Source organism: Microbacterium sp. H1-D42 (assembly GCF_022637555.1).
Lineage (GTDB): Bacteria > Actinomycetota > Actinomycetes > Actinomycetales > Microbacteriaceae > Microbacterium.
Genome location: NZ_CP093342.1, coordinates 2,810,369 through 2,836,528, shown reverse-complemented (window position 1 = coordinate 2,836,528; position 26,160 = coordinate 2,810,369). Strand labels below are relative to the sequence as shown.

Annotated in this window: 22 protein-coding genes and 2 tRNA genes; 20 read left to right on the top strand and 4 right to left on the bottom strand. The window is 66.5% G+C overall.

What is annotated here, in order from left to right:
* Positions 1 to 68 precede the first annotated feature (68 nt).
* The 6 genes from MNR00_RS13480 (at position 69) to MNR00_RS13455 (ending at position 7,743) form a co-directional block, all read left to right on the top strand.
* A complete protein-coding gene (locus MNR00_RS13480) occupies positions 69 to 1,535 on the top strand; it encodes a M23 family metallopeptidase (protein ID WP_241926428.1) in 1,467 nt (488 codons plus the stop codon).
* Positions 1,536 to 1,602: 67 nt separating this feature from the next.
* Positions 1,603 to 1,674 (top strand) — tRNA-Thr (locus MNR00_RS13475).
* A 33-nt stretch (positions 1,675 to 1,707) separates the two neighbouring features.
* Positions 1,708 to 1,781 (top strand) — tRNA-Met (locus MNR00_RS13470).
* A gap of 229 nt (positions 1,782 to 2,010) precedes the next feature.
* Positions 2,011 to 3,480: a DUF3375 domain-containing protein gene (locus MNR00_RS13465; protein WP_241926427.1), complete on the top strand. Its 1,470-nt coding sequence runs from the start codon at positions 2,011 to 2,013 to the stop codon at positions 3,478 to 3,480.
* A 127-nt stretch (positions 3,481 to 3,607) separates the two neighbouring features.
* On the top strand, positions 3,608 to 4,399 hold the full coding sequence (locus MNR00_RS13460) for a DUF4194 domain-containing protein (protein ID WP_347271912.1): 792 nt from the start codon (positions 3,608 to 3,610) through the stop codon (positions 4,397 to 4,399).
* Entirely contained in the window at positions 4,396 to 7,743 is a 3,348-nt protein-coding gene (locus MNR00_RS13455) for an SbcC/MukB-like Walker B domain-containing protein (protein ID WP_241926426.1), read from the top strand. The genes MNR00_RS13460 and MNR00_RS13455 overlap by 4 nt, the downstream gene beginning before the upstream one ends.
* A gap of 152 nt (positions 7,744 to 7,895) precedes the next feature.
* On the opposite strand, the gene MNR00_RS13450 is transcribed toward MNR00_RS13455, so the two are convergent.
* On the bottom strand, positions 7,896 to 8,048 hold the full coding sequence (locus tag MNR00_RS13450; protein WP_241926425.1) for a hypothetical protein: 153 nt from the start codon (positions 8,046 to 8,048) through the stop codon (positions 7,896 to 7,898).
* A 187-nt stretch (positions 8,049 to 8,235) separates the two neighbouring features.
* Here MNR00_RS13450 and truA point away from each other — a divergent pair, with 187 nt between their 5' ends.
* From truA to MNR00_RS13400, 10 genes are all read left to right on the top strand, one after another.
* On the top strand, positions 8,236 to 9,108 hold the full coding sequence (gene truA, locus MNR00_RS13445; RefSeq protein ID WP_241926424.1) for a tRNA pseudouridine(38-40) synthase TruA: 873 nt from the start codon (positions 8,236 to 8,238) through the stop codon (positions 9,106 to 9,108).
* On the top strand, positions 9,101 to 10,471 hold the full coding sequence (locus MNR00_RS13440) for a hypothetical protein (RefSeq protein ID WP_241926423.1): 1,371 nt from the start codon (positions 9,101 to 9,103) through the stop codon (positions 10,469 to 10,471). The genes truA and MNR00_RS13440 overlap by 8 nt, the downstream gene beginning before the upstream one ends.
* A gap of 9 nt (positions 10,472 to 10,480) precedes the next feature.
* The gene (locus MNR00_RS13435; protein ID WP_241926422.1) at positions 10,481 to 11,149 is read left to right on the top strand and encodes an endonuclease/exonuclease/phosphatase family protein; all 669 of its coding nucleotides are present in this window, start codon (positions 10,481 to 10,483) and stop codon (positions 11,147 to 11,149) included.
* A 190-nt stretch (positions 11,150 to 11,339) separates the two neighbouring features.
* Positions 11,340 to 11,786: a 50S ribosomal protein L13 gene (gene rplM / locus MNR00_RS13430; RefSeq protein ID WP_241926421.1), complete on the top strand. Its 447-nt coding sequence runs from the start codon at positions 11,340 to 11,342 to the stop codon at positions 11,784 to 11,786.
* A 26-nt stretch (positions 11,787 to 11,812) separates the two neighbouring features.
* Complete coding sequence (gene rpsI, locus MNR00_RS13425) at positions 11,813 to 12,298, top strand: 30S ribosomal protein S9 (RefSeq protein WP_241926420.1); 486 nt, start codon at positions 11,813 to 11,815, stop codon at positions 12,296 to 12,298.
* A gap of 17 nt (positions 12,299 to 12,315) precedes the next feature.
* Positions 12,316 to 13,677, top strand: coding sequence for a phosphoglucosamine mutase (gene glmM, locus MNR00_RS13420; protein WP_241926419.1), 1,362 nt, complete (start codon positions 12,316 to 12,318; stop codon positions 13,675 to 13,677).
* Between the two features lie 106 nt (positions 13,678 to 13,783).
* Positions 13,784 to 15,199, top strand: coding sequence for an O-antigen ligase family protein (locus MNR00_RS13415; protein WP_241926418.1), 1,416 nt, complete (start codon positions 13,784 to 13,786; stop codon positions 15,197 to 15,199).
* Positions 15,169 to 16,788, top strand: coding sequence for a polysaccharide biosynthesis tyrosine autokinase (locus tag MNR00_RS13410; RefSeq protein WP_241926417.1), 1,620 nt, complete (start codon positions 15,169 to 15,171; stop codon positions 16,786 to 16,788). The genes MNR00_RS13415 and MNR00_RS13410 overlap by 31 nt, the downstream gene beginning before the upstream one ends.
* The gene (locus tag MNR00_RS13405; RefSeq protein WP_241926416.1) at positions 16,781 to 17,941 is read left to right on the top strand and encodes a glycosyltransferase family 4 protein; all 1,161 of its coding nucleotides are present in this window, start codon (positions 16,781 to 16,783) and stop codon (positions 17,939 to 17,941) included. Before MNR00_RS13410 ends, MNR00_RS13405 begins: the two co-directional genes overlap by 8 nt.
* A 26-nt stretch (positions 17,942 to 17,967) precedes the next feature.
* Entirely contained in the window at positions 17,968 to 18,834 is an 867-nt protein-coding gene (locus MNR00_RS13400; protein WP_241926415.1) for a polysaccharide pyruvyl transferase family protein, read from the top strand.
* 14 nt (positions 18,835 to 18,848) lie between these two features.
* On the opposite strand, the gene MNR00_RS13395 is transcribed toward MNR00_RS13400, so the two are convergent.
* Both MNR00_RS13395 and MNR00_RS13390 read right to left on the bottom strand, forming a co-directional pair.
* A complete protein-coding gene (locus MNR00_RS13395) occupies positions 18,849 to 19,724 on the bottom strand; it encodes a hypothetical protein (RefSeq protein WP_241926414.1) in 876 nt (291 codons plus the stop codon).
* Complete coding sequence (locus tag MNR00_RS13390; protein WP_241926413.1) at positions 19,721 to 20,779, bottom strand: glycosyltransferase family 1 protein; 1,059 nt, start codon at positions 20,777 to 20,779, stop codon at positions 19,721 to 19,723. The genes MNR00_RS13395 and MNR00_RS13390 overlap by 4 nt, the downstream gene beginning before the upstream one ends.
* A 109-nt stretch (positions 20,780 to 20,888) precedes the next feature.
* Here MNR00_RS13390 and MNR00_RS13385 point away from each other — a divergent pair, with 109 nt between their 5' ends.
* From MNR00_RS13385 to MNR00_RS13375, 3 genes are all read left to right on the top strand, one after another.
* The gene (locus MNR00_RS13385; RefSeq protein ID WP_241926412.1) at positions 20,889 to 21,872 is read left to right on the top strand and encodes a glycosyltransferase family 2 protein; all 984 of its coding nucleotides are present in this window, start codon (positions 20,889 to 20,891) and stop codon (positions 21,870 to 21,872) included.
* Positions 21,856 to 22,779 (top strand): hypothetical protein, encoded by a 924-nt coding sequence (locus MNR00_RS13380; protein ID WP_241926411.1) that lies wholly within the window; start codon positions 21,856 to 21,858, stop codon positions 22,777 to 22,779. Before MNR00_RS13385 ends, MNR00_RS13380 begins: the two co-directional genes overlap by 17 nt.
* 218 nt (positions 22,780 to 22,997) lie before the next feature.
* A complete protein-coding gene (locus MNR00_RS13375) occupies positions 22,998 to 23,612 on the top strand; it encodes an alpha-1,2-fucosyltransferase (RefSeq protein ID WP_241926410.1) in 615 nt (204 codons plus the stop codon).
* Between the two features lie 13 nt (positions 23,613 to 23,625).
* Here MNR00_RS13375 and MNR00_RS13370 read toward each other — a convergent pair whose 3' ends face one another.
* Positions 23,626 to 25,437: an ABC transporter ATP-binding protein gene (locus MNR00_RS13370; protein WP_241926409.1), complete on the bottom strand. Its 1,812-nt coding sequence runs from the start codon at positions 25,435 to 25,437 to the stop codon at positions 23,626 to 23,628.
* A gap of 113 nt (positions 25,438 to 25,550) precedes the next feature.
* Here MNR00_RS13370 and MNR00_RS13365 point away from each other — a divergent pair, with 113 nt between their 5' ends.
* Positions 25,551 to 26,093, top strand: coding sequence for a hypothetical protein (locus MNR00_RS13365; RefSeq protein ID WP_241926408.1), 543 nt, complete (start codon positions 25,551 to 25,553; stop codon positions 26,091 to 26,093).
* Positions 26,094 to 26,160: the final 67 nt, after the last annotated feature.

The following is a 26,160-nucleotide window of genomic DNA, read 5'->3' as shown; positions in this document are numbered from 1 at the left end:
AGCATCCCCCCGCTTGAAGCCGACCCGAGAGATCTGATTTGCCCCCTGTACGTTCCGAGGATGGCGCTGTGCCCACGCGCCGTTCGAACCGACTTCGCGCCGCCGAGGCGGCAACAGCGATCTCGGCAACCCCGGACGTCGCGCAGATCGCCCCGGCCTTCACCTCGGCTCCTGCGGCAGCCGAGCAGGTCGCATCCCCCGTTGCTCCTGCGGTGCTCGAGCAGATGGCGCCGGCCTTCACCGGCGCACCCACCACCGCTGAGGTCGCGACCGTCGCAGTGATCGTCGCAGCCAGCAGTCGTCGCGCCCGCCGCCAGGCTGCATCAGGAACACCCGTCGCTCAGCCGATGACGGGTCCTGCTGAGGTCGTCGTCCGGCCCGCCGAGCCCGCGGCTGTCGCAGCGACGACGGTCGTGCCGAAGCCGGTCGTGCCGGCTCGCCCGATCTTCGAAGAGGCGGCCCCCGCGCCGGTCGAGGCAGAGCCCGTCGAGGCAGAGCCCGTCGTTCGCACCGAGCCCGTCATCGCCACGGAGCCGGTCGCCCCCGTGGCCGAGCCCGCTGCACGCGTCTCCGAGCCCGCGACGCCTGAGGCGTCCAAGGCTCAGCCCGAACCGCACGCACCCGACTTCGACGTCTTCGCGATGGCATCCGATGCTTTCGGCTTCGCCGTCGTCGATGACTCGACCGACGTCGCGGACGATACGGCCGTTCCCGAAGCGACCGAGGTCCCCGTCGCTGACGAGCCGGTCGTCGACGGCGCCGCACCCGCGCACATCGCCCCGCGTCGCCCGCGTCGGATGCTGCGCCGCGTCGTCGCCGCCGGTGCGAGCTTCGGCGTGATGGGGGTCGCCGGTCTGATCGCCGTCTCGATGACGCTTCCCGTGAGTGCGGTCGCCGCCTCGCAGGGTGCCGACGCCAGGACCTCAGCGTCACTCGTCGCCGCCGACGGCGACGCGGGCACCAAGGCCGGCGGCGACGAGATCCAGGCGTTCGTGGCCTCCTCCGACGTCGAGGGTGAGGCGCTCGCCCGCTCCGACTCGTTCGAGACGGTCTCGCTCAGCGAGGTCGCCGCCGAAGAGGGCATCAAGTTCTCGGAGAGCCTCTACACGAACGATCCCGATGCGGCGATCCAGTGGCCGTTCATCGTCGGTGTGGCCATGAGCTCGCCTTATGGAACGCGATGGGGCCGACTGCACGCCGGTATCGACCTCGTGCCCGGCAACGGCGCACCGATCCAGGCGATCGCCGACGGTGTGGTACGCACCGCGACCGAATCGGGCGGCGCGTACGGTGTGACCGTGTACATCGATCACGTCATCGATGGGCAGAAGGTCACCAGCCACTACGCGCACATGCAGCACGGTTCGCTGCAGGTGCAGGCCGGCCAGAAGGTCAAGGTCGGAGACATCGTCGGAAAGGTCGGAAACACCGGTCGCTCCTACGGCGCGCACCTGCATTTCGAGATCATCATCAACGGCGCGACGGTCGATCCGCTGCCGTGGATGCGCAAGAACGCGGGTCGGTACTCGTACTGATCCCACGATTTCGTGAGAGGCACCGAGAGGTGATAATCTCATGTGGTTGCCCGGAAGCGGGCAGCACGCCCCGATAGCTCAGTGGCAGAGCACTTCCATGGTAAGGAAGGGGTCGTCAGTTCAATCCTGACTCGGGGCTCGCAGCGTTCATTCTTTCGGATGGACGACTCGTGGCAGGGTAGCTCAGCTGGTCAGAGCGCACGACTCATAATCGTGAGGTCGCGGGTTCAAGCCCCGCTCCTGCTACCGAACGAAACCCCCGGTTTTTCCGGGGGTTTTCTCGTATCCGCCGATGCCTCGCCCGCGAGTAGAGTCGCGACGGAACCGCCACTCCAGTCGCAATAACTCCCGCCTGTTGTCGCGACGAGCGGGACAAACTGCGACCGGAACGCAAGGCACCGCACCCGCAGCGGCACAAACTGCGACCGGAACGCCCTCAGCATCGGTCGCCCCCAGTCGCCGGTAGGCTCATACAGTGACAGGTACGCATGCCGAGGCGGCATACATCCGCTCTCTGGCAGCGTTCAGAACGCCGACCCTCAATCTGCTGCACGGACGCCACGCGCCGTTCGTGATCGCCGCGCTGTCGATGCTCTTCACCGCCGATCGCCCCGCCGTCCCGGTCGCCGACGCGCACGCCGAAGTGGCTGAGGCGCTCGACGAGCTTCGCGCCAGTGGCTACGACGACGAGGACCGTCGCATCCCGTCCGGTACCGGCCGCGAAGTCTGCCGCAACTGGGCGAAGCAGGGCTGGCTGGTGCAGCAGATCGATGACGACGTCGAGGTCTATCGCCTGTCGGCGCACGCGGTCGAGGCGCTCGAGATCACCGGCCGCACCGGCGGCGGTCGCACCCGCGTCTCGACCTCGCGCATGCGCACGCTGCTCGACGCCGTCGAGCGGCTCTCAGACAGCGCCGAGGCCGACCCGATCAAGCGCATCACCCGGCTCACTGCCGAACGTGATGCGTTGGATGCTGAGATCCTGCGCGTCCAAGCCGGGCAAGACGCCCCGATCGACGACGAAGAGCTCTACGAAGAGGCCGAGAACGTGCTGCACCTGGCGCGCGAGCTGCCCGCCGACTTCACCCGCGTGGCCGAGTCGCTCAAGCAGATGCAGCGCGATGTCGTGGCCCACCTGCGCCGCGACGATCGCCCCACAGGTGAGGTGCTGCGCGAATACCTGCAGCGCGCCCGAGACGTGATGCAGTCCACGCCCGAAGGTCGCGCCTTCGCCGGGGCCCTGCGCCTCATCGGCGACCCCGACCGCATCGACGCCCTCACCGAGCAGCTGCACACCCTGCTCGCCCAGCCCTTCTCGCGCTACCTCGACGTCACCCAGCGCAGCGAGTTCGATGCCATCGGCCGGCGGGTCGAGCTCGGCGTCGAAGAGGTGCTGGCCGCGCAGCGGCGGGCATCCCACGTCATCACTGGCCAGGTCAAGACCCATGATCCCCTGCGCGACCGGCAGATCGACGAGCTGCTGCGCGACGTCATCTCTGGCCTGCACGACTGGGCCCGCACCGCTCCTGCGACCGCGCCCATCGATCCGGTGCGCAGCCTGCCGCTGATCGACCTCGGCCGACTGCGCCAGACCGTGGGCGACGTGCGCCCGCCGGGTGCCCCGGCTCCGCTGTCGGATGCTGATGACGTCGAGTACCTCGAGACCGACTCGCGCTCGTGGGGCGGCCCGCGCTACGCCGAGCTGGAATCGTATGTGGCAGGACTCGGTGAGCAATTCGACCTGGGGGAGGCCTTCGCGGATGCCCCGGATGACACCCGCCGGCCGGTGGACCTCGTCGGTCTGCTCGAGATCGCGCACCGCAACGGCATGACCGAGGGCAGCGGCATCTCGGATGTCGAGACGCTCCGCCCCGACGGCACGACCAGACGCTTCGCGTTCGTCTCGGTCACCGCCCGCACGACGAAGGAACACGACGATGCCTGACACGATCACTGACGCCGCCGAGGTGGACAGCCCCCGCCCCGGGATGGAAAACACAGGTGGGGGAACCTCCGAACCAGAGGTTTCCATCTCTGGCGGCATGGGTGCTGGCCCGGGCGCCGCGGCAGGGATGGATAGTGCCGGTGCGGGCGGGTCGGCACCAGACGTTTCCATCCCCGGTGCCGAGCCCGAGCCCGAGCCCGGCTCTGGCCCCGAGCCCGGCATCGACGTGGATGCTGATTCGCAGCATCCATTCATCGCACCCGTCTCGATGGAGGACGACCTCGACGAGCTCTTCCCCGGCGACCGCGGGACGCTCGACGCCCAGGTGCGCCGCGTGCTGGCGCACGTGCTGCAGCGCCGGTTCGTGAGCGCCGAGGGCAACCGCGCCGAATGGGCGCTGCTGCTCGAGCACCAGCAGATCATCGAGTCGCGCATGCACGACCTGTACCTGCGTCTCGTCGTCGACCTCGGCCGCGGGCTGGCGTACAAGCAGCAGGTGCGCTCGGACGAGTTCGAGGTGCCGGTGCTGCTGAAGGACTCCCCGTACAACCGCACCGAGACGCTCGTGCTCGTGCACCTGCGCACCGTCTTCCAGCGCGAGGCAGCCGCGGGCGAGGCCGCGCCCCGCATCGACATCGAAGACGTCGAGCAGACGGTGCTGAGCTACCTCTCGGATGCCGACGGCAGCACCGCCAGGCAGCAGAAGGCCATTCGCGCGGCGCTCGACCGGCTCGACCGCGAGGGCATCGTCGACGAGGAGACCTCAGGTCGCTACCGGATCAGCTCGCTCGTCGAGGTCGTGCTCAGTGCGCAGAAGCTCGCCGAACTGCGCGCCTGGCTGCGCGAGAACGCAGGCAGCACGCGCGAGAACGCGCCGCACGACGACGAGAACGCCACCCAGAAAGAGGTAGCAGAGTGACGATGCTCGACACGCTCTTCGGGCTGATCCCCGCCGAGTCACGCGGCCAACAGTGGGTCGTCGAAGACCTGCAGCTGATCAACTGGGGCGGCTACGACGGCGGCCCGCACCGGGTGCGCTTCTCGCCTGACGCGACACTGCTGTGCGGCGGGTCCGGTTCCGGCAAGTCCACGCTGATGGACGCCTACATCGCCCTGATGATGCCGCACACCACACCGTTCAACGGGGCATCCAACGGCGGCGTCACCGGCCGCCCACGCGGCGACGACCAGCGCAACATCCTCTCCTACGGCCGCGGCAAGATCGACGAGTCGCGCACCGAAGAAGGCACCAAGCTGCGCGTGCTGCGCGGCGACGGCGAAGACACCTGGACCGCCATCGCGATGACCTGGCGCGACCACGACGACTCGCGGTTCACCGCCATCCGCGCCTGGTACATCCCCGCCGGCGCGCGCATCCTCGAGGACACCGTGCGGGTGCGTGCCACGATCGACGGATACTTCGATCTCGCGCGGCTCGAGTCCGCGGCATCCCAGCGCCTGACGGATGCGAGCCTGCGCGAGCTCGGGCTCGACACGGTCGGCACCGACCGCGAGTTCACCGCCCGCCTGCACGCAGTGCTCGGCATCGGCGCGGCGGGATCAGGGGCGAAGGCGATGAGCCTGCTCGCCCGCATCCAGGCCGGCCAGCAGATCACCACGGTCGACGACCTGTACAAGCGGCTCGTCCTGGAAGAACCCGAGACGATGGCGACGGCGGATGCTGTCGTGGCGCACTTCGACGAGCTCGAGAGCACCCGCACCAGCATGATCACCGCGCGCCAGCAGGTCAGCGCGCTCGAGCCCATCCGCGGCATCCGCGAGAGGATCGCGACGGCCGCCGAGCAGGCACGGGTGATCGACGAGGTCGGCGACTTCGGCGACGCATCGTCGCGGGCTGCGCTGTGGCGCGCGCAGCGGCGGCTGGATCTGCTGCGCGAGGTCGAGTCCGAGCTGGGCGAGCGCAAGCGGATGCTGGATCTCAGCATCCGAGAGAAGAACGCGCTCGTCGACGGCGCCGAGGCCGAGCGCGACGGCCTGCTCGACCTGCTGCGGCAGTCCGGCGGCGACCGGCTCGAGACCTCGCAGCGCGAGCTGCGCGGCGTCGAGCGCCGCCTTGCTGATGTGCAGCGCGAGCGCGACCGGTTCGACTCCGCACTGCGCGAACTCGGTCTGCAGGCCGAGACCTCAGAGCAGTTCGCCGAGGTCGTCACGCAGGCCCGCACGGCTCAGGCCGATGGCGCGCGCCGCGCCGCACGAGCGACCTTCGCCGAGGCGATGACTGCCAGCGCCGCCCTCACGAAGCAGCGCAAGGAGTTGGATGCTGAGCGCGAGAGCGCCGTGACCCTGCGCGGCAGCATCCCCGCCGCCCTGCACGAATCGCGCATGATGCTGGCGCAGGCGGCGGGACTAGACGCTGATGACCTGCCCTTCGTCGGCGAGCTGATCGAGGTGCGCACCGAGTTCGAGCCGTGGCGGGAGGCGTTCAATCTTGCCCTCGGCGGATTCGCGACCACACTGCTGATCGACACGGCGCACCTCGCGAAGTTCCGCGCCGCGATCGACACCGTGCGCACGCCGATGCGGCTGCGGTACGAGGGCGTGCAGACGGGGCTCGCCGAGACCGCGCCGGCGGATGGCCGCACCCTGCCGGGCCGACTCGACTACCGTCAGACTCCGTTCACCGGCTGGCTGCAGCAGCGTCTCGACGAGCGGTTCGCGTTCGTGTGCGTCGACTCGTCGGCTCAGCTCGGCGAGCACCGGATGGCGCTAACGATCGCCGGCCAGATGTCGCAGGGCAATCGCGGTGCGCACGGCGGACACGGGCGCGAGAACGTGCTCGGGTTCTCGAACGAACGCCGCCTGCACGACCTCGAAGAGCGCCTGAGCGCGCTCGATGCGCAGGTGCAACAGGCGTCGGATGCCGTGGTCGCCGCCGAAACGGCCCTCGACGGCATCGAGAGCCGCGGCAAGGCGTTCGCGCTGATCGAGGACCTCACCTGGGAGCAGGTCGATGTGGCATCCCTCGTCGCCGAGCGCGAGCGCTGGGCATCCGTCGAGTCTGAGGTCACCGGCGCCAACCCCGAGATCGCGCAGCTGAAGGAGCGAGCCGAGAACCTCAAGGTCACGGCGGCTGTGCTGCGGGGCGAGATCGGCGGGCTGAGCGCCGAGCGCGATGCGACCGAAGCGCGCTGGGGCGAGGTCACCGATGACGTCGACGACTGCCAGCGCCTCCTCGACGAGGCATCTGCCGTCGAGCTGCAGCTCGACGCCGGTCAGGAGTCGTTCCTCGACGAGCGGTTCCTCTTGGCGGATTCCGCGGATGCTGCCAGTGCGACCGACCGGCTGGCCAGGCTCGACCTGGCGCTGAAGACCGCGGCGACGCGACTGGCCGGCGATCGGCGGGCGGCGATCGAGGCACATGAGGATCAGCGCGAGCGGATGCGTCGCCTGATGACCTCGTTCCTCGAGCGGTGGCCGAACCTGAACCTGCTGCCGGACCCAGACAAGTCTGTGGACGAGTTCGAGGGCATCCTCGATGCGCTGCGCACCAGCGGTCTGCACGAGCTCGAGGACGAATGGCGCGACAGCCTGCTGCGACTGTCTGGTAACGATCTGACCAGCCTGGATTCGACGCTCAGCCGCTCGGTGCGCGAGATCAAAGACCGCATCGATCCGATCAACCGGATCATGGCGGAGCTGCCGTTCTACGACGACGATCACCGACTGCAGATCACGCCGCGTGAGAACCAGTCCGAGGCGCGCAAGAGATTCCGCCGCGATCTGCGTGAGGTCCGCGGGCTGATCGAGGCAGCATCCACTGATGAGGAACGTGAGACCGCCTACCGCAAGATGAGCCGGCTGATCACGCGCATGCGTCGCACCGCGCCCGACTTCGCCGAGCTGATCGACGTGCGCAACCACGTGCGAGTCAGCGCCGAGCGGGTGCTCGCCGAGACTCGCGAGCATGTCGCGCTGTACGACCACATCGGCGAGAAGTCGGGTGGCGAGTCGCAGGAGCTGGTGGCGTTCATCGTCGGTGCGGCCCTGAGATATCAGCTGGGGGATGCCGGCGCCGAGCGTCCGCGCTACGCCCCGGTGTTCATGGACGAGGCCCTCATCAAGGCCGACGCGCACTTCACTCGGCGTGCGATCGGGGCCTGGCGCGGGCTGGGCTTCCAGCTGGTGATCGGCGCGCCGAACGACAAGTACAGCGCGATCGAGCCGCACGTCGACGTCGAGTACACGATTCTGAAGGACACCCGGGGGAGGTCCTGGGCGAAGCCCAAGGTCGCCGTCGGCTGACGTGTGTGCAGGGGTTTACCGACCTGATTGCAGTTCCACGCGTCGGGAATCTCAGACCATCCGGTGCTGGCACGGTGTGTCGAACCCTGGCACGCCGAGCGCACGGCGTTTGGTCTGGGATTTCCAGGCCGGGGGGCGGGCACTGGGCGAGATCAGTCGTGACTGTGGTCGGCGGTGTCGGGCACGGCGCGGGCCAGATCGGCCGCCTCCTCTTCGGGGCGCGGCGCTACGGTCTCGTCGATCTCGAGCTCCGGAACGCTCGGCTCACCCGGTGCTGGCACGTGGTGCGGATGCTGACCAGTCATGGCGACCCCTCTCATGGCCGACCGTACTCCTGTTGACGCCCGCGTTGCCGACGAGTTCCGCGTACCGAATCACTGATGATCCGGTGCTCGTGCGGCGTGTCCACCCGGCGACACGCCGTGCGCACGCCGAGTCATCAGTAATCCGCTGCAGACAGGGCAAAGCTGACCGAGACCCTAGGCTGGGTCCGTGCGCATTCGCCTGGACATCGCCTATGACGGCACTCATTTCCGCGGCTGGGCGACCCAGCCTGGGCTGCGCACCGTGCAGGGCACACTCGAGACGGCGCTGGCCCGCATCGTCGGCTCCGAGGCGCGGCTCGTCGTCGCCGGGCGGACGGATGCCGGAGTGCACGCCGCCGACCAGGTCGCGCACGTCGATCTCGACGCCGACCAGTGGGCGCGCGTGCAGACGAGGCACGGGCAGGCGGCATCCGATCCTGCAGGGTCGCTCGCCCGTCGCATCCGAGGCGTTCTCGGCAACTACCCCGATGTGACGGTGACCCGCACCTCTGTCGCACCCGAGGGTTTCGACGCGCGCTTCTCGGCCGTGTGGCGGCGCTACCGCTACCGCCTCGCCGACAATGCCGTCGGATACGACCCGATGCGTCGCAACGACACGACGACGGTGCGTGCAGACCTCGACGCATTGCAGATGGATGCCGCTGCGCGCACCCTCATCGGGCTGCACGACTTCGCCGCATACTGCAAGCCGCGCGAGGAGGCGACGACGATCCGCACGCTGCTCGACTACCGCTGGACGCGCGACGCCGACGGCGTCCTCGTTGCCGAGGTGAAGGCCGACGCGTTCTGCCACAGCATGGTGCGGGCGCTCGTCGGCGCCTGCGCGGCGGTGGGGGAGGGCAAGCTGTCGGTCGACGACGTCGTGCGGCTGCGCGATGAGCTCACCCGCACCAGCGCGTTCAAGGTGCTGCCCGCCCGCGGTCTCACTCTGGCCGAGGTCGGGTACCCCGCCGACGAGCTGCTGGCCTCGCGTGCAGAGCAGACCCGCGCCCGTCGCGACCAAGAGGCGCGCGACGGCCGGTCGGATGCTGATGACTGACCAACCCGCGCACTCCGACGACCGCGCCACTGACCCCGACGAACCACGGGTCAGAGAGATCCAATCGCCCGGTCTGCAGGTGACGAACGGCCTGTTCCACACTGTGGCCGGGCTCACCATGGGCTCGATCACCACGTTCCTGGGCGTGCTGGTGCTGGCGATCGTGATCGAGGAGACCGGCGTGCTCGACCTGCTGGGCGTCGATCTCGACTTCGACGCTCTGTTCCGGGCATCCATGGGCCCGGTGCTGATCAGCTGGGGTGTGATGGCGATCGCCTGGCCCGCGGTCCTGATCGCCGGCCGGTTCGCGACGTTCGCCGCCGTGGAGGAACTGGCGCGACAGCATCCGACATCGGTGCCGCCGCGAGCGGTGCGCGAGGGACTGAAGACGCCGCCGGCGAAGATGCTGCGCGACGCCGGCGTGCTCGTCTGCTGGATCGCGGGCGGGCTGCTCGCGCTGTGCGTGTGCTTGTCGATCTACATGGCGGGGGAGAACTTCGACAGCTTCGTGATCAGTCTGATCATCACGGCGGTCGTGGCCGGGCTGTTCGGGATCGGCTACGTCATGACTGTCTTCGGGCGGCGCTACGAGCCCGCGCAGGTCGAGCGTCTCGACGCGCTGCGCGCGGCATGGAAGAGGCAGGCACCGCGCGCTGACCATGCCGATCGTGCGATCCGCAAGACGCTGCCCGTCGCCGAGCTGCCGCACATGGTGCGCACCGGCGCACGTGGAGGCTTCTGGGTGACTGCGCTGGGCTGGCTCCTCGGCCTGGGGGCTGCGATCTTCATGCTCGGGGTCATGCTGCGCCAGCCCTGCCGCCATTGCGAGCAGAGGACGTACGGCGCGGCCGGCGAGAGCGTCATCGATTCGGCGGCGACGCTGGGTGGCGGCCTGCTGACCGTGTTCGGTCTGCTGTGTCTGGCGGCGTGGCTGTTCTCGGTCGGGCGGCGGATGCTCGCCGAGGAATCGCTGCGACGCTGGCTGGCCGCAGGTGGGCGCCGCCGGGTCGAGGACCAGGGCCGCGTCGTCGACCTGCTGGGCGCCGAGTCCACCGGCAGCCTCGCGAACATCACCCTGGCGAGCTTCGGCACAGCCGTGCTGATCATCGCCGGGGGAATCGCGATGGTCGAGTGGGAAGGTGTCGACGCGTCGATCGCGCTCGCCGTCGGACAGGGGATGCTGTTCATCGCCGTCCTGGTCGGGGCGCTCTCCTATCGCCGTGAGGTCGGCATGCGCGTGCTGATGCGCGAGCGGCTGCTGCCCGGCGACCTGCCAAGCCCCGCCGAGCTCGCGAAGCAGCGCCAGAATGAAGCTGAGCGCAAGCAGCGTAAGAGTCAGCGACGAGACGAGCGACGGCGGTAACGTGAACGCATGAGGCTCATCTCGTACAACCTGCGCAAGCATCGTGCTGCCGGTGAACTGGCGGATCTGGTGAGCACACACGATCCCGACATCCTCTGTCTGCAGGAGTGCGACACGACAGAGCTCGCTGATTCCATCGGCGGGCTGTCTCTGATCGAAGCGACCAGCGGCAACCGGCTGGGGCTGGCGATGTACGTGCGCCGAAACACGTTTCGGGTCGAGAAAGTGCGCACGATCGGGCTGAAGAAGTCGCTGCACGATCGGGTGCTGAAGCCTGCCCACGAGCGCGTGCTCGGCGCGCTGTTGACGAACATCGACACAGGGCGCCACGTGATCGTGGCGTCGTTCCACGCAGCGCCTCTGACCGCGCTGAACTCGCTGCGCCGCAATCAGATCCGCGCGGCGCTCGATGAGCTGCAGTCGCTTGGTCCGCAGCTGCCGGTGCTGATGGTGGGCGACTACAACTATCCGGTCTTCAAGGAGAACCTCGGCCAGACGGTGCGCGAGCACGGGTACATGCTCTCTCTCAGCGACGATCACACCTACACGCGGTACCGCGTGTTCCGCGGGCACTACGACTTCGCGACCTCGGTCGGCTTCGACATCTCGAACATCACGACCCTTCCGCAGGGCACCAGTGATCACCGCCCGATCCTGGTGACGGCCCAGGCGGCGTAGCCGAGTTCGGCAGCACGCACCCTGATGCTGTAAGCTAACCCTTTGGTGCCTGGCATTCGACTCGTTCGAGTGCCGAGCACGACGAACGTGAGCCCTCCACTGGCGTGTTCCGGTCTCGAACAGAGAACGTGAACCACCCCGGAGTGGGATTCACGAACCTCTCCGTTCGAATCAAGAAAGCAGCACTATTGTGACGCGCACATTCACCCCGAAGGCCGGGCAGATCCAGCGTAACTGGGTCGTCATCGACGCCACTGACGTCGTTCTCGGTCGCCTCGCCTCGCACGCAGCAGCAATCCTGCGCGGCAAGAACAAGCCGACCTTCGCTCCTCACGTCGACACCGGTGACTTCGTCATCATCGTCAACGCCGAGAAGGTCGCCCTCACGGGCCAGAAGCTCCAGAAGAAGATGGCTTACCGTCACTCGGGTTACCCGGGCGGCCTGACGGCCACGTCGTACGCCGAACTGCTCGAGAAGAACCCGACTCGCGCTGTGGAGAAGGCCGTCCGCGGCATGCTCCCGAAGAACACCCTGGGTCGCGAGCAGCTGTCGAAGCTGAAGGTGTACGCCGGTGCTGAGCACCCGCACGCCGCACAGCAGCCCACGCCGTACACCCTCGACCAGGTCGCCCAGTAAGCGCCGTAAAGACTAAGGACATACTCGTGGCTGACATCCAGGACACCACCGAATTCCCGCAGAACTTCACGACCGAGAGCCCTGAGGCTGTCGTCGTGGAGTCCGCTCCCCGTCCCGTGCTCTCGGTTCCGGGCGCCGCTGTGGGCCGTCGCAAGCAGGCCATCGCCCGCGTGCGTCTGATCCCCGGCTCGGGCATCATCACGGTCAACGGTCGTACCCTTGAGGACTACTTCCCGAACAAGCTGCACCAGCAGCTGATCAACGACCCGTTCACGGCGCTGAACCTCGCCGGTGCGTACGACGTCATCGCCCGCATCTCGGGTGGCGGCGACTCGGGCCAGGCCGGCGCGCTGCGCCTCGGCATCGCCCGTTCGCTGAACAACATCGACGCCGAGAACAACCGCCCGACGCTGAAGAAGGCCGGCTTCCTCTCGCGTGACGCCCGCGTCATCGAGCGCAAGAAGGCCGGTCTCAAGAAGGCCCGCAAGGCTCCTCAGTACTCGAAGCGCTGATCGACGCAGTTCCTTCTATGGCACTGTTCGGTACGGACGGCGTGCGGGGTCTCGCCAATGGCGAGACCCTCACCGCTGGACTTGCGCTCACCCTGGCCCAGGCGACTGCTGTCGTCCTGGGCCAGGGCCGTATTGCCGAGGCGCGTCGCGCCACCGGCAAGCGGCTCACCGCTGTGGTCGCTCGCGACCCGCGGATCTCCGGTCACTTCCTCAGCGCCGCTGTCGAGGCGGGTCTCGCCTCGTCGGGCGTGGATGTGCTGGATGCCGGCACTCTGCCGACCCCGGCGGCGGCCTTCCTGATCTCCGACATCGACGCCGACTTCGGCGTGATGATCTCGGCATCGCACAACCCGGCTCCCGACAACGGCATCAAGATCTTCGCCCGCGGCGGGGTCAAGCTGCCCGACGAGGTCGAGCAGCGCATCGAAGAGTCGATGACCGGTCCCATGCTGCAGCCGACAGGCGCAGAGGTGGGTCGCGTTCGTCGATTCGCGGATGCTGAGGATCGTTACGTCATGCACCTGCTGGCGTCCCTGCCGCACCGGCTCGACGGCATCCACGTGGTACTCGACTGCGCCAATGGCGCAGCATCTGGGGCATCCCCTGAGGTGTTCCGCAACGCCGGCGCGAAGGTGACCGTCATCGGCGCCGACCCCGACGGGGTCAACATCAACGACGGCGTCGGGTCGACGCACCTCGACAAGCTGGCCGCCGAGGTCATCCGCGTCGGGGCGCAGGTGGGCATCGCCCACGACGGCGACGCCGACCGCTGCCTCGCAGTGGACGCCGACGGCAACGTCGTCGACGGCGACCAGATCATGGCGATCCTCGCTGTGGCTATGAAGTCCCGCGGCAAGCTGAAGGACGACACCCTCGTCGCGACGGTGATGAGCAACCTCGGACTGCACGTCGCGATGCAGCAGAACGGCATCACCGTTCGGCAGACGGCGGTCGGCGACCGCTACGTGCTCGAGGACATGAACGCCAACGGCTTCTCGCTGGGTGGCGAGCAGTCAGGCCACGTCATCATGAGCGAGTTTGCGACGACCGGCGACGGTGTGCTCACGGGGCTGCACCTGGTCGCGGAGATGGCGCGTCAGAAGAAGTCGCTCGCAGAGCTCGCTTCGGTGATGACCGTCTACCCGCAGGTGATGATCAACGTGAAGGATGTCGACAAAGAGGCCGTGCGCGATCACGCCCTCGTGCAGGAGGCAGTCAAGGCGGTCGAGGTCGAGCTGGGCTCGACCGGACGCGTGCTGCTGCGCAAGTCGGGTACGGAGCAGCTCGTGCGCGTGATGGTCGAAGCATCGGATGCTGACACTGCGAACGCCCACGCCGAATCTCTCGCCGAGGTCGTGCGGAAGCACCTCGCGCTCTGAGCGTTATGGAATGAGAAGGCGGTCACCGGATGGTGGCCGCCTTCTTTCGTCGGGCTGTCGGGTGCGATACTGAGAACTTCAGGGGCTCCGAGGGGAAGGAGGGCGCGTGGCGATTCGTCGTGCCGTGGTCGCCGGTCTTCTTCGCGAAGCCTGGGCTAACCTGTGGCGCTGGTCTTTGTTCGCCGTCGGCACCGTGCTCGCGGTGTACTTCCTGCTGGACAGGGGCCTCGCCGATGGAGCCACGACCGCAATCGCATTGTCCGCGGTCATCATCGGCGTGGTGCTCTCGCCTCGGCATCCGATGATTCTCCCGCTGATGGCCGTACCAAGCGCTTTTGTCACGGCGCGCGTCGGCATCGGCGTCGGAGACCTTACGGTCTCGGACCTCGCGATCGCCCTCGGTTTCGTCACCGTGGTGCTGCTGTCGCGTCGGGACTTCAGCCCGACGATGCGCGCGATGCTCTGGTTGAACGCCATCTACCAATTCGCGACACTCTTCACGGTCATCGTCAACCCGTTCCCGCAGAACACCGTCGAATGGTTCCATGCGTGGCTGCTCATCGCCGGCGCACTGGTGCTCGGCTGGGGAATCGGTCGGGCCGGTCTGATGCGAACGGCGTTGCTGCTGATGATCGCCACCGCTGCGCTGATCGCGATCGGCACGATTGTGACGGCCGCGGTGGTGTTCATCACCGAAGGCTTCAAACCGATCTATCCGCGGTGGCCCTGGGCGATGCACAAGAACTTCGCAGGGGCTGCACTGTCATTCGCGATCCTCATCGTGTTCATCAAACCGCCCGCTGCGCGACTCTCGCGTCGCGTGACGCTGCCCGCAATGTGGCTGATGTTCATCGCTCTCGCCCTGACTCAGTCGCGGCAGGCCATCATCGGGCTCATCGTCGCCATGATGCTGTACGTGATGCGTTCCGGTGCGGGACGGCACAAGATCCTGGTTGCGCTGCTCGGCATCCCTGGCGCCGTGCTGATCGTGCAGAGCGTGATCGACCAGTTCGAGTCGCAGAACAGGTTCAACTCCACCTACCAGCGGCTCGAATGGATGCGGGAGGTGTACGCGCTGTGGAAGCACTCGCCGATCTTCGGGCATGGGCTGCGCTACTGGTACGTGCATCCGACTGCGAACTTCCAGCCACCTCAGGCCGAATTGGAAGTCGTCGCCTCCACGGGGGTGGTCGGCCTCGCGGCCTTCGGCGTGATGTGGATCGGGTTCCTGATCGTGCTGTGGAAGTTCTGGACCAAGCATCCGGCCTTCGGCGCATTGGCCTTCGCCGCTCTGATCTCACGCATCGTCGCTGCGCAGTTCGATCTGTTCTGGGTCGCTGCTCAGACCTCGATCCCATTCCTCATAGCCGGGATATGCCTGGGCGCACAGGTGTACTGGCGAGATCGGCATCCGGAGGATCATGGGCAATCTCTCGGCACCAATGACGGCGAGTCTTCTAAGATCGAGAGTCTGGGACAAATGGGGGTGGCATGGAACTCCGTGACTACGCGAACGCGCTGAAGCGGCACTGGCTCGGCATCGTGCTGATGACGCTGCTGGGGCTTGCCGCCGGGTTCGGCTGGGCGGCAGTGCAGACTCCTGTCTACCGCGCTGACGCGAGTGGCGTCGTCACGGTGAAGAGCGCTGCCGAAGAGGGAATGCAGCTTTCGCCCGGATCGAACGACTCCATCTCGAAGTCGCAGGTGCCCACATTCCTCGAGATGGCGACGTGGCGAAATGTCGCAGAGAAGGCCGCTGAGGCACTCGGACTGGACGTCGCCCCTGAGCAACTCGTACAGCGTGTGACGGTAGAGAATCCTGTCGGCACTCCGATTCTCAAGATCACGGCTGAGGGATCGACGCCCGAGGCTGCACGCGACCTTGCCGAGGCGTGGGTCAACGGGTTGACTGACACGATCGAAGAACGCGCGGACGAGTCCGCACCCGAGATGGGTACGATCACCGTCGAGTTGGCGGAATCGGCGGCGCTGCCATCGGCGCCGGCATTCCCGGACAAGCGCATGGCGCTGCTCGTCGGCGGTGTGCTCGGGCTCGGCATGGGCATCGCCTTCGCGCTGGTGCGCGCGGTGTCGGATCGGCGCGTGCGCGCGCGCGACGATGTCGAGTCGCGCCTCGGCGTCGCGGTTGTCGGGACGCTGCCTCTGGCCGACGAGGTGCAGGATGGTCAGCGCCTTCTGATCGACGACCAGTCGGGTACCAAGTCGAGCTACGCAATGCGCGAGGCGCTGCGTGTGTTGCGCACCAACCTGCAGTTCATGGATGTCGACAATCCGCCACGCATCATCCTGGTGAGCAGCGCAGTTCCTGGTGAGGGCAAGTCGACGGTCGCCGCGAATCTGGCCGCGACGCTCGCAGCCAACGGCGTGCCTGTTGTGCTCGTCGACGGTGATCTGCGTCGGCCGACCGTCGCGAAGACGACCGGGGCGTCGGCGACGTCGGGTCTCACTGATGTCCTCGCGGGGCGGGCGAACCTCGTCGACGTATTGCAGAGCTCACCTCACGTACCGAGTCTCGCAGTGCTCGTCGCCGGCACGATCCCGCCGAACCCCAGTGAAGTGCTCGGCTCGGCGAAGATGAAGGCGATCGTCGACGAACTCGCGGAACACGCGACAGTGATCATCGACGCGCCGCCTCTGCTCGCCGTCACCGATGGCGCCGTGCTCGCTCACCAGGCTGACGGCGTGCTCATCGTCGTCTCGGTCGGAAAGACCACCTATGACCTCGTCGAGAAGGCGAAAGAGGCGCTGCACAAGGTGCACGGCCGAGTGCTCGGCGTCGTTCTGAACCGCGCACCGCTGACGGGGTCGGAATCATCGGTGTACACATACGAGTATTCGCCGAGCTCCGCGAAGAAAGGCAGGTCCCGGGCTTCGAAGCACAAGGCAGATGCTGCGACGCCAGAGGTCAGCGCTCGACCTGCTGCGGCACAGCCGCACGCGGACTTCTACCTGCCCACGCCTGAAGAGGGGGCGACAGCAGATGCGGTCGCCGACGATGGGGCGATGGCCGACGACTTCAATGAACTACTGCGTGGTGCCAGCGTTGACGTGCCGGCGCGCCGGTCGCAACGCGGCCCCAAGAATGGCTGACCCGACAGCGCATCGCGTCGCTCTGATCACCTCGTCGTTCGCCCCGCATTTCGGCGGCGTCGAGGAGCATGTCGCCCAAGTGGCGCGGCACTTGCATTCGCGGGGCCACATCGTCGAGGTGTGGACGGTCGACCGAGGCTCAGCCCCGCAGCATCCGTTTCTTGCCGCTGATGGCAGCGAGATTCCCGTAAGGTACCTGCACACACCGCTCCCAGCGCGTTCGCTGCCCGCGATGTTGCGATTCGCTGCTCGCTGGCCCACAGCGTGGGGCTCGTGGCGTCGTGCTCACAGGCGCCTGAAGCCGGACGTGCTTCACGTGCACTGCTTCGGACCTAATGGCGTGTACGCCGATGCCTTGCATCATAAACACGGGACACCCCTCGTGATCACCTCACATGGCGAGACCGTGGCCGACGACAACGGTATCTACGTGCGTTCGGCGTTCTTGAGGTCGCGTTTGCGTCGTGCCCTGGCATCGGCGGATGCCGTGACCGCGCCGAGCGAGTTTGTACTCGCCGATCTGCGGGCGAAGTACGCACTCGCGCACGGGGAGGTCGTGCCGAATGGAGTCGACCTCGAGGTAGCCCCGGCCACTGTGCCCTTGGACGGTGAGTATCTGTTCGCAGTCGGACGTCTCGGGGCCGCGAAGGGATTCGACCTGCTCATCGATGCGTTCGCGCGTGCGCGTCCAGAAGGCATCAACCTTCTGATCGGTGGAGACGGACCCGAGCGCGACGCGCTCGAACAGCGTGCCAAGCAGGCGGGACTCGGCGCTGTGGTGTCATTTCTCGGCCGACTCTCGCCCGCCGAGGTCGATGCGTATATGCGTGCCGCCACAGCGGTGGTCGTCCCGTCTCGTTCCGAAGCCTTCGGTATCGTCGCGCTGGAGGCCTGGCGCGCGAGCGCGCCGTTGGTCATGACAAGCCGTGGTGGGGCGGGCGAATTCGTGAGAGATGGGGAAGATGGGCTTCTGGTCGACCCAACCGATCTCAGCGCCCTGGCTGATGTACTGATTCGAGTGAGTTCGGAGCCGACCCTTCGCAGGAGGATCGGTGCACGGGGGCGCGAGAGAGTGAAGTACTTCCGGTGGCAGAGCGTTGCCCGGGGGTACGAGGCGCTCTACGAGGCGATCGCGCCGGGAGGCAAGCGATGAAGTACGAGGGTTCGACGCGTCGGCGAATGCGCCAGCTGCGGCGACTCGGTTCAGCTGCGCTGCAGCGGCAGGCCTGGGGAGGCCCGATCGTTCCAGCATTTTGGTGGGACGGGCACCCGAATTTCGGGGACATGCTCACACCGTGGCTGCTGCCGCGCTACGGCATCGTTCCGGTGTACCGCGAACCACGGCGCGCGCAATTGATCGGGGTGGGGAGCCTGCTCGAGTTCGTGGACCGGGAATTCTCAGGTGTGCTCTGGGGCACGGGACTGATGCGCGATATCGCCCACCCGCTGCCGAACGTGACTGCGCTGGCACTCCGCGGGCCTCTCACCGCGGAACGTCTCGGTCTTGCCGTTGAGCCCGCTTACGGTGATCCCGGCATTCTGGTCGCGCGGCACGTCGCGCCGCCGCCCCCCGACGGGCGGATCGCTGTCGTGCCTCACGGTCATCACCGCGGCCATCAGCGACTGACGGATCTGATCGACGTGGCCGACGCGCGAGTCGTCAACGTGCACCAGGGCGCAGTCAGCGCCATTCGTGAGATCGCGGCAGCACGCGCGGTCGTCACGACGTCATTGCACGGTCTGATCACGGCTGATTCGTACGGCATCCCCGCCTTCTGGACGACACTCAATCCGCCGCTGACGGGTGGGGACTTCAAGTTTCGCGACTATGAGGCGACGGTGACACCGGGTCGATCCCGCTACGTGCCCTTCGAGGACGTCGACTCACTGGACTCCATCGCGGCTGAGGCCTGGGCTGCCGATGCCGGTATCGTCGCAGCCCTTGGCGACGGGCTGGAAGCCGCCCTGGCAGGCTTCGCCAATGAGCTTGCAGCGCACTCTCCGGTGTTTCCCCGCGGGGTCGGCGGCGCACTGCTCGGGAAATGATCGGGTGAAGGTCGTCAGCGAGCACGAAGGCCAGGCAAGCGTTCTGCAAGCGCCCGAGCCGACGGCAAGACCGCGCGCGCTATCCCACGAGGTGAGCGCGGGGTCGAGGGAACGCCGAACTCATCCGCGATATGGCTTGTGATTGGACGACCCCAGCCACCGAGAGCATTCCCGGAATGCGACTGACCGGACCCAACACGGTAAAGGGCCCCAGGAAACGGCAGCGGAGCAAGCGGGAGATCATCGTGAAGGTGCATGTGTGAACCGAGATGTCGTTCAAGGCGATCTCCGATTGATGCGTACAGCTGTTCCTGGGATGCCTTCAGACCGAAGGGCGTGGCAGGGAGCAGGTCGATGCGGACGATGTGGGAAGAGCCGCACTGCAGATGGAAGTCATCACGGTGGCGTCTGACGCTTCGCCGCGACATCTGAACCCGCCACCCATCCGTGATCGTCCAGCCGGGGGCGCCGATATCGGCGGCCACGAACTCGGTGAGTCGGCGTGACACGAAATCATCGGCATCCACGAACATCACGTGTTTGGCCCCGAGTTCGCGCGCTCGCGCCAGACCGATGGCGTTCTTCGTCCCCTTGTCGCGTAGAACTGCTGCGATGCCCGTGCGAGAAGTCTGTTCGGTGGAAGGCGGCGGGAAATCGACCAGGACGCGGTCTACGCGCGGACCGCCTGCGAACGCGACGGATTCGTTCGCGACGACGATGATGACGAAGCGCTCATCGGTCTGCCGGAGCCACGCCGTCAAAGACTGTCGCAGCATCTGCTCAACCAGCGCGAAATCAGTGCTGTTGAGGGGATGCCGCACGGTCGTGACGAATGCCAGGAGCGGAACGGCCGGCGCCCCCGATTCGGAATGTGAAGCGTCGGAGCTCATGCGAATGACGTCCAGACCTGCGCGTGTCCAGCGGCGCTGCGTTCCCAAGTGAACTGTGCGGCGTGTTCACGAGCCCTGTCGATCATGTCGACGCCATTGCCGCTGTCGGCAGTGGCGTCAATCAAGCCGCCAGCGATTGCCACGGCATCAGGCGTGACCAAGATCCCGTGCCCGCCGGCGACCTCAGGGAGGCTGCTCGTATTTGCGACCACGACTGGTACGTTCGCGGCCATCGCCTCGAGCACTGGAAGACCGAATCCCTCGTACAAGGAGGGTACGACTACGGCGCTCGCGCTGGCGACCAGCGACGGCATCACGTCATCGGAGAGCCGACCCAGCATCCGCACGCCGGGCAGTCCTTGAAAAAGCGCCGTCCGGCGCGGGTGCGGGGGGCCAGCCAACGCTAGGTTGAGGTGAGGGCGTTCGCGACGCACGGTTGGCCATGCGGCCGCTAGCGCGTCCAAGTTCTTCCGCTGTGCGGCACCACCGAGGTGCAGAACGAAACCTTCCTCCAAACCGAGGCGCTTGCGCTCGGCGCGATCGAGTGGAACCGCATCAAAATAGCGCGGGTCGACGCCGTTGTGCACGACGATCGGGTTGCGGATGCCGAGCAGGTCTATTGCCTCCTGCGCGCTGAACTCCGATACGCAGATCACCGCGGCGGCGCGCTTCAACTCTTCCGCGGCGGCTGCAACCGGGGCGGACTCATCGGGAAAGCGCCACGCCACGACATCGTGAAGCGTGACGACATCTCGGGGGCCCGGAGGCAGTTCCAACGCCATGCGATGCGTGACGTCGTCGCCGGCGAACAGCATCTTGCCGACCGCCCGCCGCACAGATGGCGATGCTTGGGCCAGCCGCGCCAGCGGCAGTCTGCGATCGCCAGGCAGCTGCGAGCGCATGGAACGTGCCACGACTTCGCGGACCGACCACTCCCTTTCTTCCACCTCTGCCAGTGCGTGTGCCGCCCGATTCATGATCTGGCGCTGGTACGCCTGAGCACCCATCGGATTGTCGGTGGCGATCGTCGTGATCGACAGGCGGCGCGTACTCATGAGTCAAGTATGCCGCCGGGCGTCTGGACGGTGCTCCGACGCCTCACTGTCCCCTATCGTGGACAAATGGGGCGTCCCGCATGCGGGTGCGGGCGGAAAGGGGCAATTGGTGAACGAGCGCAGTGCTGTGGTTGTGGTCGCAACCTATCGGCGACCCGACCACGTGCGGAAATGCCTGGAGCATATCGCCGGACAGGCCACGAGAGCTGCGCGCGTGGTCGTCGTGGATGCGTCTCCGGACGACCTGACCCGAGCAGTCGTTGAAGGTTTTCCTGAGGTGGAGTACCGCCGCAACGACCTCGGCGTGGGAACCCTCGCGGCTTCCCGCGCGATCGGTGTGCAGGGCACGACAGAGGAAATCATCGCGTTCATCGACGACGATGCGTACGCCGAGCCGCAATGGCTTGCCGAAATTCTGGCGGCCTACGACGATCCCACCGTCGGCGCTGTCGGCGGACGTGCGGACAACGACCGTCCAGGAGAGGAACTCGAAGGCTGGGATAGCATCGGTCGGTTCCGGCGCGACGGCACGCTCACCGGTAATTTCGGGGCGGATCCAGGACGCATCGTCGAGACCGATCACATGCTCGGGGCGAACATGACTGTCCGCGCCGAGGCACTGCGCAGCATCGGTGGCATCCGCGATTTCTATCCCGGAACGTGTCTGCGCGAGGACTCCGATCTTGCGCTGCGAGTGAAGGTCGCGGGCTACCGCGTGGTGTTCGCACCGCGCGCATCCGTGCTGCACGTGGCGGGGGAGTATGCCAAGGGAAAGCGATTCGACCTTCGCTACCGGTTCTATGGGGCACGCAATCACATCCTGCTGTTGACGACGGTGCTGGGATGGCGTAGCCCGCGTCTGCCTCGTTACCTTGCGCAGGTGCTGCGTACTGCGGGGCGAGAGGCGCTGTCAGGTGTGAACGGGATGCCGTCGAAGCGCGGCACAATCGCCAAGGTACGCGGACTCGGCGGGGGAGTGGCCCGCGGCAGCACTGACCTCATGGGCACCGTCGTGGGCCTCACAGCCGCGCTGCGCCCGAACGACCGTGCCGCAGCCGCCTCTCGGGAGTGGCGTGATGCGCGAGCCCGATGAACTGCGAATCCACGCATACGTGCTCGTCGCGGATCCGTCCTACCTCCGCGAGAGCATCAGCGCTTACTACCCGCATGTAGACCGAATCGTGCTTTCGTATGATCGCAATGGGACGTCGTGGACGGGCACACCGCTGCCGCTCGACCAGTGTCTGAGGATCATCGCCGAGCTCGACGTCGATGCCAAGTGCGTGCACGCACCGGGTGACTTCGCACGGCTGGACCACGCGCCTCTCGAAAACGACACGCATCAACGCCAGTCCGCACTCGATCGCGCATCTGACGGTGCCGACTGGGTCGTGCAGCTGGATACCGATGAGGTGCTGGTGGATCCGGACGCGTTCTTCGCGATGCTGCGGCGTGCGAACGTTAACGGGGCGGACGGACTCGAGTACCCCGCACGCTGGCTCTACACCCGTTCACGACACGGCTGGTACCTAGAAGTGAGCCGTCGATGGTGGCAACGGGCGGCATCGTTCCCGGGCCCGGTCGCGGTGAAAGCGGGCACGCAGCTGCGCCACGCCCGGCAGGCTGATGTGCAGCTGTTCCGCGTGGATCTCGACGCAAAAAACACCGACCCGTGGCATCCGATCGACGCCCCGGTACACGCCGTCGTCGATGCTTCACGCGCGATACTCCACTTCTCGTGGGTGAGGGATCCAGACGTGATCCGCCGTAAGTTCGGCTGGTCAGGGCACACAGCGCACATGCGTCCGCCGATCGTGCTGCGGCGATGGCTGCGGCGCTCTCGGCATCCGTTCTTCACAGCCCTAATGACTCCTCTGCGCCGCCGGGATTCCGGACGCTATCGGCTCGCGCGGATCGCCGAGCCCCTTGGAGGTGCGCCGATACAGGTCGACTCGACCCCGCCCTGCCGCGCTCGTTCGACCGATGAGAGCCAGTCGTGAACGACGGAGTGCGGCGGTTCAAACGGGTCGCCCGTCGAGCTGTCGACTCATCGCGTCAGCGTGCTACATCTGCCATTGACGTGCTGCGGCGCGGTGACCGTTCGGTGCTGACCACGCCGCCGGCAGGTATGCGTCTCGGCAATCTGCTGTACCTCTGGCTGGAGGCGCACCACCGGACGAAGGACAGCTCGTCGGTCGCCGTACTGGAGTCGACGGGGATGGCGGAGTGGGCGCAGGAGTTTCCCGCGCTGCGTCCGCTGACCGTGACCCGCAATGAATTGCGTTTTTCCGATCGCCGTGAATGGGATCCGGTGTGGCTGTACCAACGGTTCGGCGTCGACTTCAGTCGTGATCAGCTGCAGTCATTCATCATCGACGTGTTCACCGATCGGCTGCATGCGCCTAGGGAGGAGCGCCTGATCATCAACGTGCGTCGTGGTGATTTCTACGCGACCGAGTTCGAGGCGAAGCATGGTTTCGACGTCGTCTCGTACGTCTCTGCCGCATTGGAGCACTTCTCTGACTCGCCCGATGTGCTGGTTGTATCGGACGATCCCGATTGGTGTCGCACCGAGCTCATACAGCGCATCTCAAGCCGCATCGGCGACGTCGAGTATGCCGCACCGGATCCGAAGCGCAATCTGATGGCGCTGGCGAGCGCCCGTCGACTGATCGGCGCGAACTCGACGTTCTCATACTGGGGCGCCTACATGGCCGACGCGCTTCACGCAGAGACGCAGGTCGTGATGCCGCGCTTCCATGCGCGCATGGCGCACGGAAGCGATGCGCATCAACTCGACCCACGCTGGACCGCCATCGACGGTTTCCACTGAGCCTGGTGCGCCGCTACTCCAGTTTCCCCAACTCCACCAGCCTTGCGAATTCTTCGTTGGTGGCGCGCACCTCATCGAACGTGCCACGGGTCGCAATGCGGCCCGACTCCAAGAAGATCAGTGTGTCGGCATCGCGCACGGTCGAGAGCCGGTGCGCGACGATCAGCACGGTCATGCTGCCGCGTAGACCGTCCAGCGTCGCCGCAATCTCGTGTTCGGTCGCGTTGTCGAGTGCACTCGTGGCCTCATCGAGCACCAGAATGCGCGGCTGACGGTAGAGTGCGCGAGCGAGTCCGATGCGCTGACGCTGACCCCCTGAGAGTCGCACGCCGCGATCACCGACCATTGTGTCGAATCCATCGGGCAGGTCATCGACCAGTGCGTCCAACTGGGCGACAGATGCGACCTCGCGAAGACGCTCTCGATCGAATTCGGCCGGCGCGAGGCCGAACGCGATATTCGCAGCCACGGAGTCATTCGACAGGAACACCTCCTGGGGAACAACGCCGAGCCCGGCGTACCATGCTGCGAGGTCGTCGTCGATCAACCGACCCCCACACGTGATCGACCCTTCGGTGGGAGAGAGCAACCCGAGGATCAGGTCGAGCAGCGTGCTCTTGCCCGCACCACTGGAGCCGACGAAGGCGGTCGTCTCATTCGCAGGGATCCTCAGCGACAGCCCATCGAGCACCGGGCGATCGGCGTCCGCGTACTGGAACGTCACGTGATCGAGTTCGATGTCCCCTTCATAACGCTCACCGCTCGTCGATCGCGCTTCATGCGTGCCCTCGGTCTCGAGTTGGGCGAGCGCTTCGGTGAAGATGCGCAGACCAGCGCGCCCCGCGCGCATCGTGCCGACGTTCGCCGTGATGCGATTGAGCGTCGGGAGCGCGCGCATGGAGGCCGCTGCGAAAAGGCCGAGCACCGGAATGACCTGCTCGCCTTCGCCCACCGCGAACAGCAGGATCGCGATGCCCACGATGGCGAGGATGAAACTGACTTCGAGAAGGTAGCGGGGGATGTCGGAGAGGAAGCCCATCAGCCGTGATTGGTGCGCGCCGTCTAGCTTGGCGCGGCGGTAGCCGTCGATGAACCGGTCGGCGCTGCCGCTGAGGCGCGTCTCGCGGAAGCCGTCGAGCCCAGGCATGAGCGACTGCCAAGCACGCAGCCCCGCCTCGGCCATGTTCTCGCCGATGCGCATCTGGCGCCTGCGCAGCAGATGCTGCACACCGAAGACCAGGACGCCGAACAGCGCGACCGCGAACAGAGTTACTCCGGGGGAGCTGATCAGCAGGACGGCGACGATCGCTGCGAGCACCAGTGCGTCGGTGCAGAGAGTCAGGCTCGCCAACAGCACGCTGGCCGATTGATTCGTCGCGTCATTGATGTTGCGGTACACGGTGCTGAGGCTGCGCTGTCGGTGCTGACCGTAGGGGGCGAGCACATACCGGCGCATCAGCTCGACGGATGCCAGTGCCGATACCCGTGTTGTGCGTCCGAGCAGCCACCAGCGGAACAGCAGCGAACCGGCGCTCTTGACGACGAACGCCAGGGCGACGCCGCCGGCCACGACGGGGATGAGCACCTGCAGATCGGTGGTGCCGAGCACGTCGGCGATCATGCGATTGACGCCCTCGAGTGGCCCCTGCGATGTGACGAGCTGCATCAGGGGGATCATCGCGGCGACGCCGATGAGATCGAGCCCGGCGAGGATGATCGAGGCGAGCACGGTGGTGGTGACCCATCGTGATGGCTTCGCGCCTGTGACCCGCAGCAGGGATGCCATCTGGGCGACGACACCGGGGTTGTTCTGCACGTCGGTCATCCCCAATAATCCCCTGTCATACGTAGGCATCACGGGGTTCTCGTGAGCCTCGGAATACGCTAGCATTACCGTGGCAGAGTGTAGGGGCCTGCCACCCGCTCGTACTGGGGACTGTGGCGAGCAAACACAATTACTGGGGGCATTTCATGTCTGAAAACGAACAGGGCGGTATCAGCCGCCGTACTGTGACCAAGGCTATGGCATGGGCTGTTCCTGCCGTGGCTGTCGCATCGTCTGTGCCGTTGGCCGCAGCATCCGAAATCGTCACGGTCAGCCAAGCCGGAGACGCGTGCAAGCTGCCCGGCGAGTCGTGCAAGAACAACACTCCGAGCTGGAGCAAGGGCTACCTGCAGCCGTTGCAGATCTGCAACAACTCCAACACCGATACGATCACCGTCTCGATCTCGGTGCCCGCCACGTTGACCTTCAATGGGCAGGCGGAGAACTTCACGCCCATTCCGGGGAACTTCACCGTCGGACCAAACCAGTGCCAGAACGTGGTGCTGAATCTGAATCTGCAGGACAACAGCCAGAACTCATCGATCTCGGGCACTCTCTTCTGGACCTGGGAGTCTCAGGATCAAACCCAGAGTGGCAACGGATCGACCCCGATCTCGACGGGGTCGACTCCACCGTGCGTGAACTGCACGGTCTGAGTGCAGAAGCACTGAACGTCGGAAGGCCGTCGCCCTGTGGGCGGCGGCCTTCCTGAATCCGCATCGG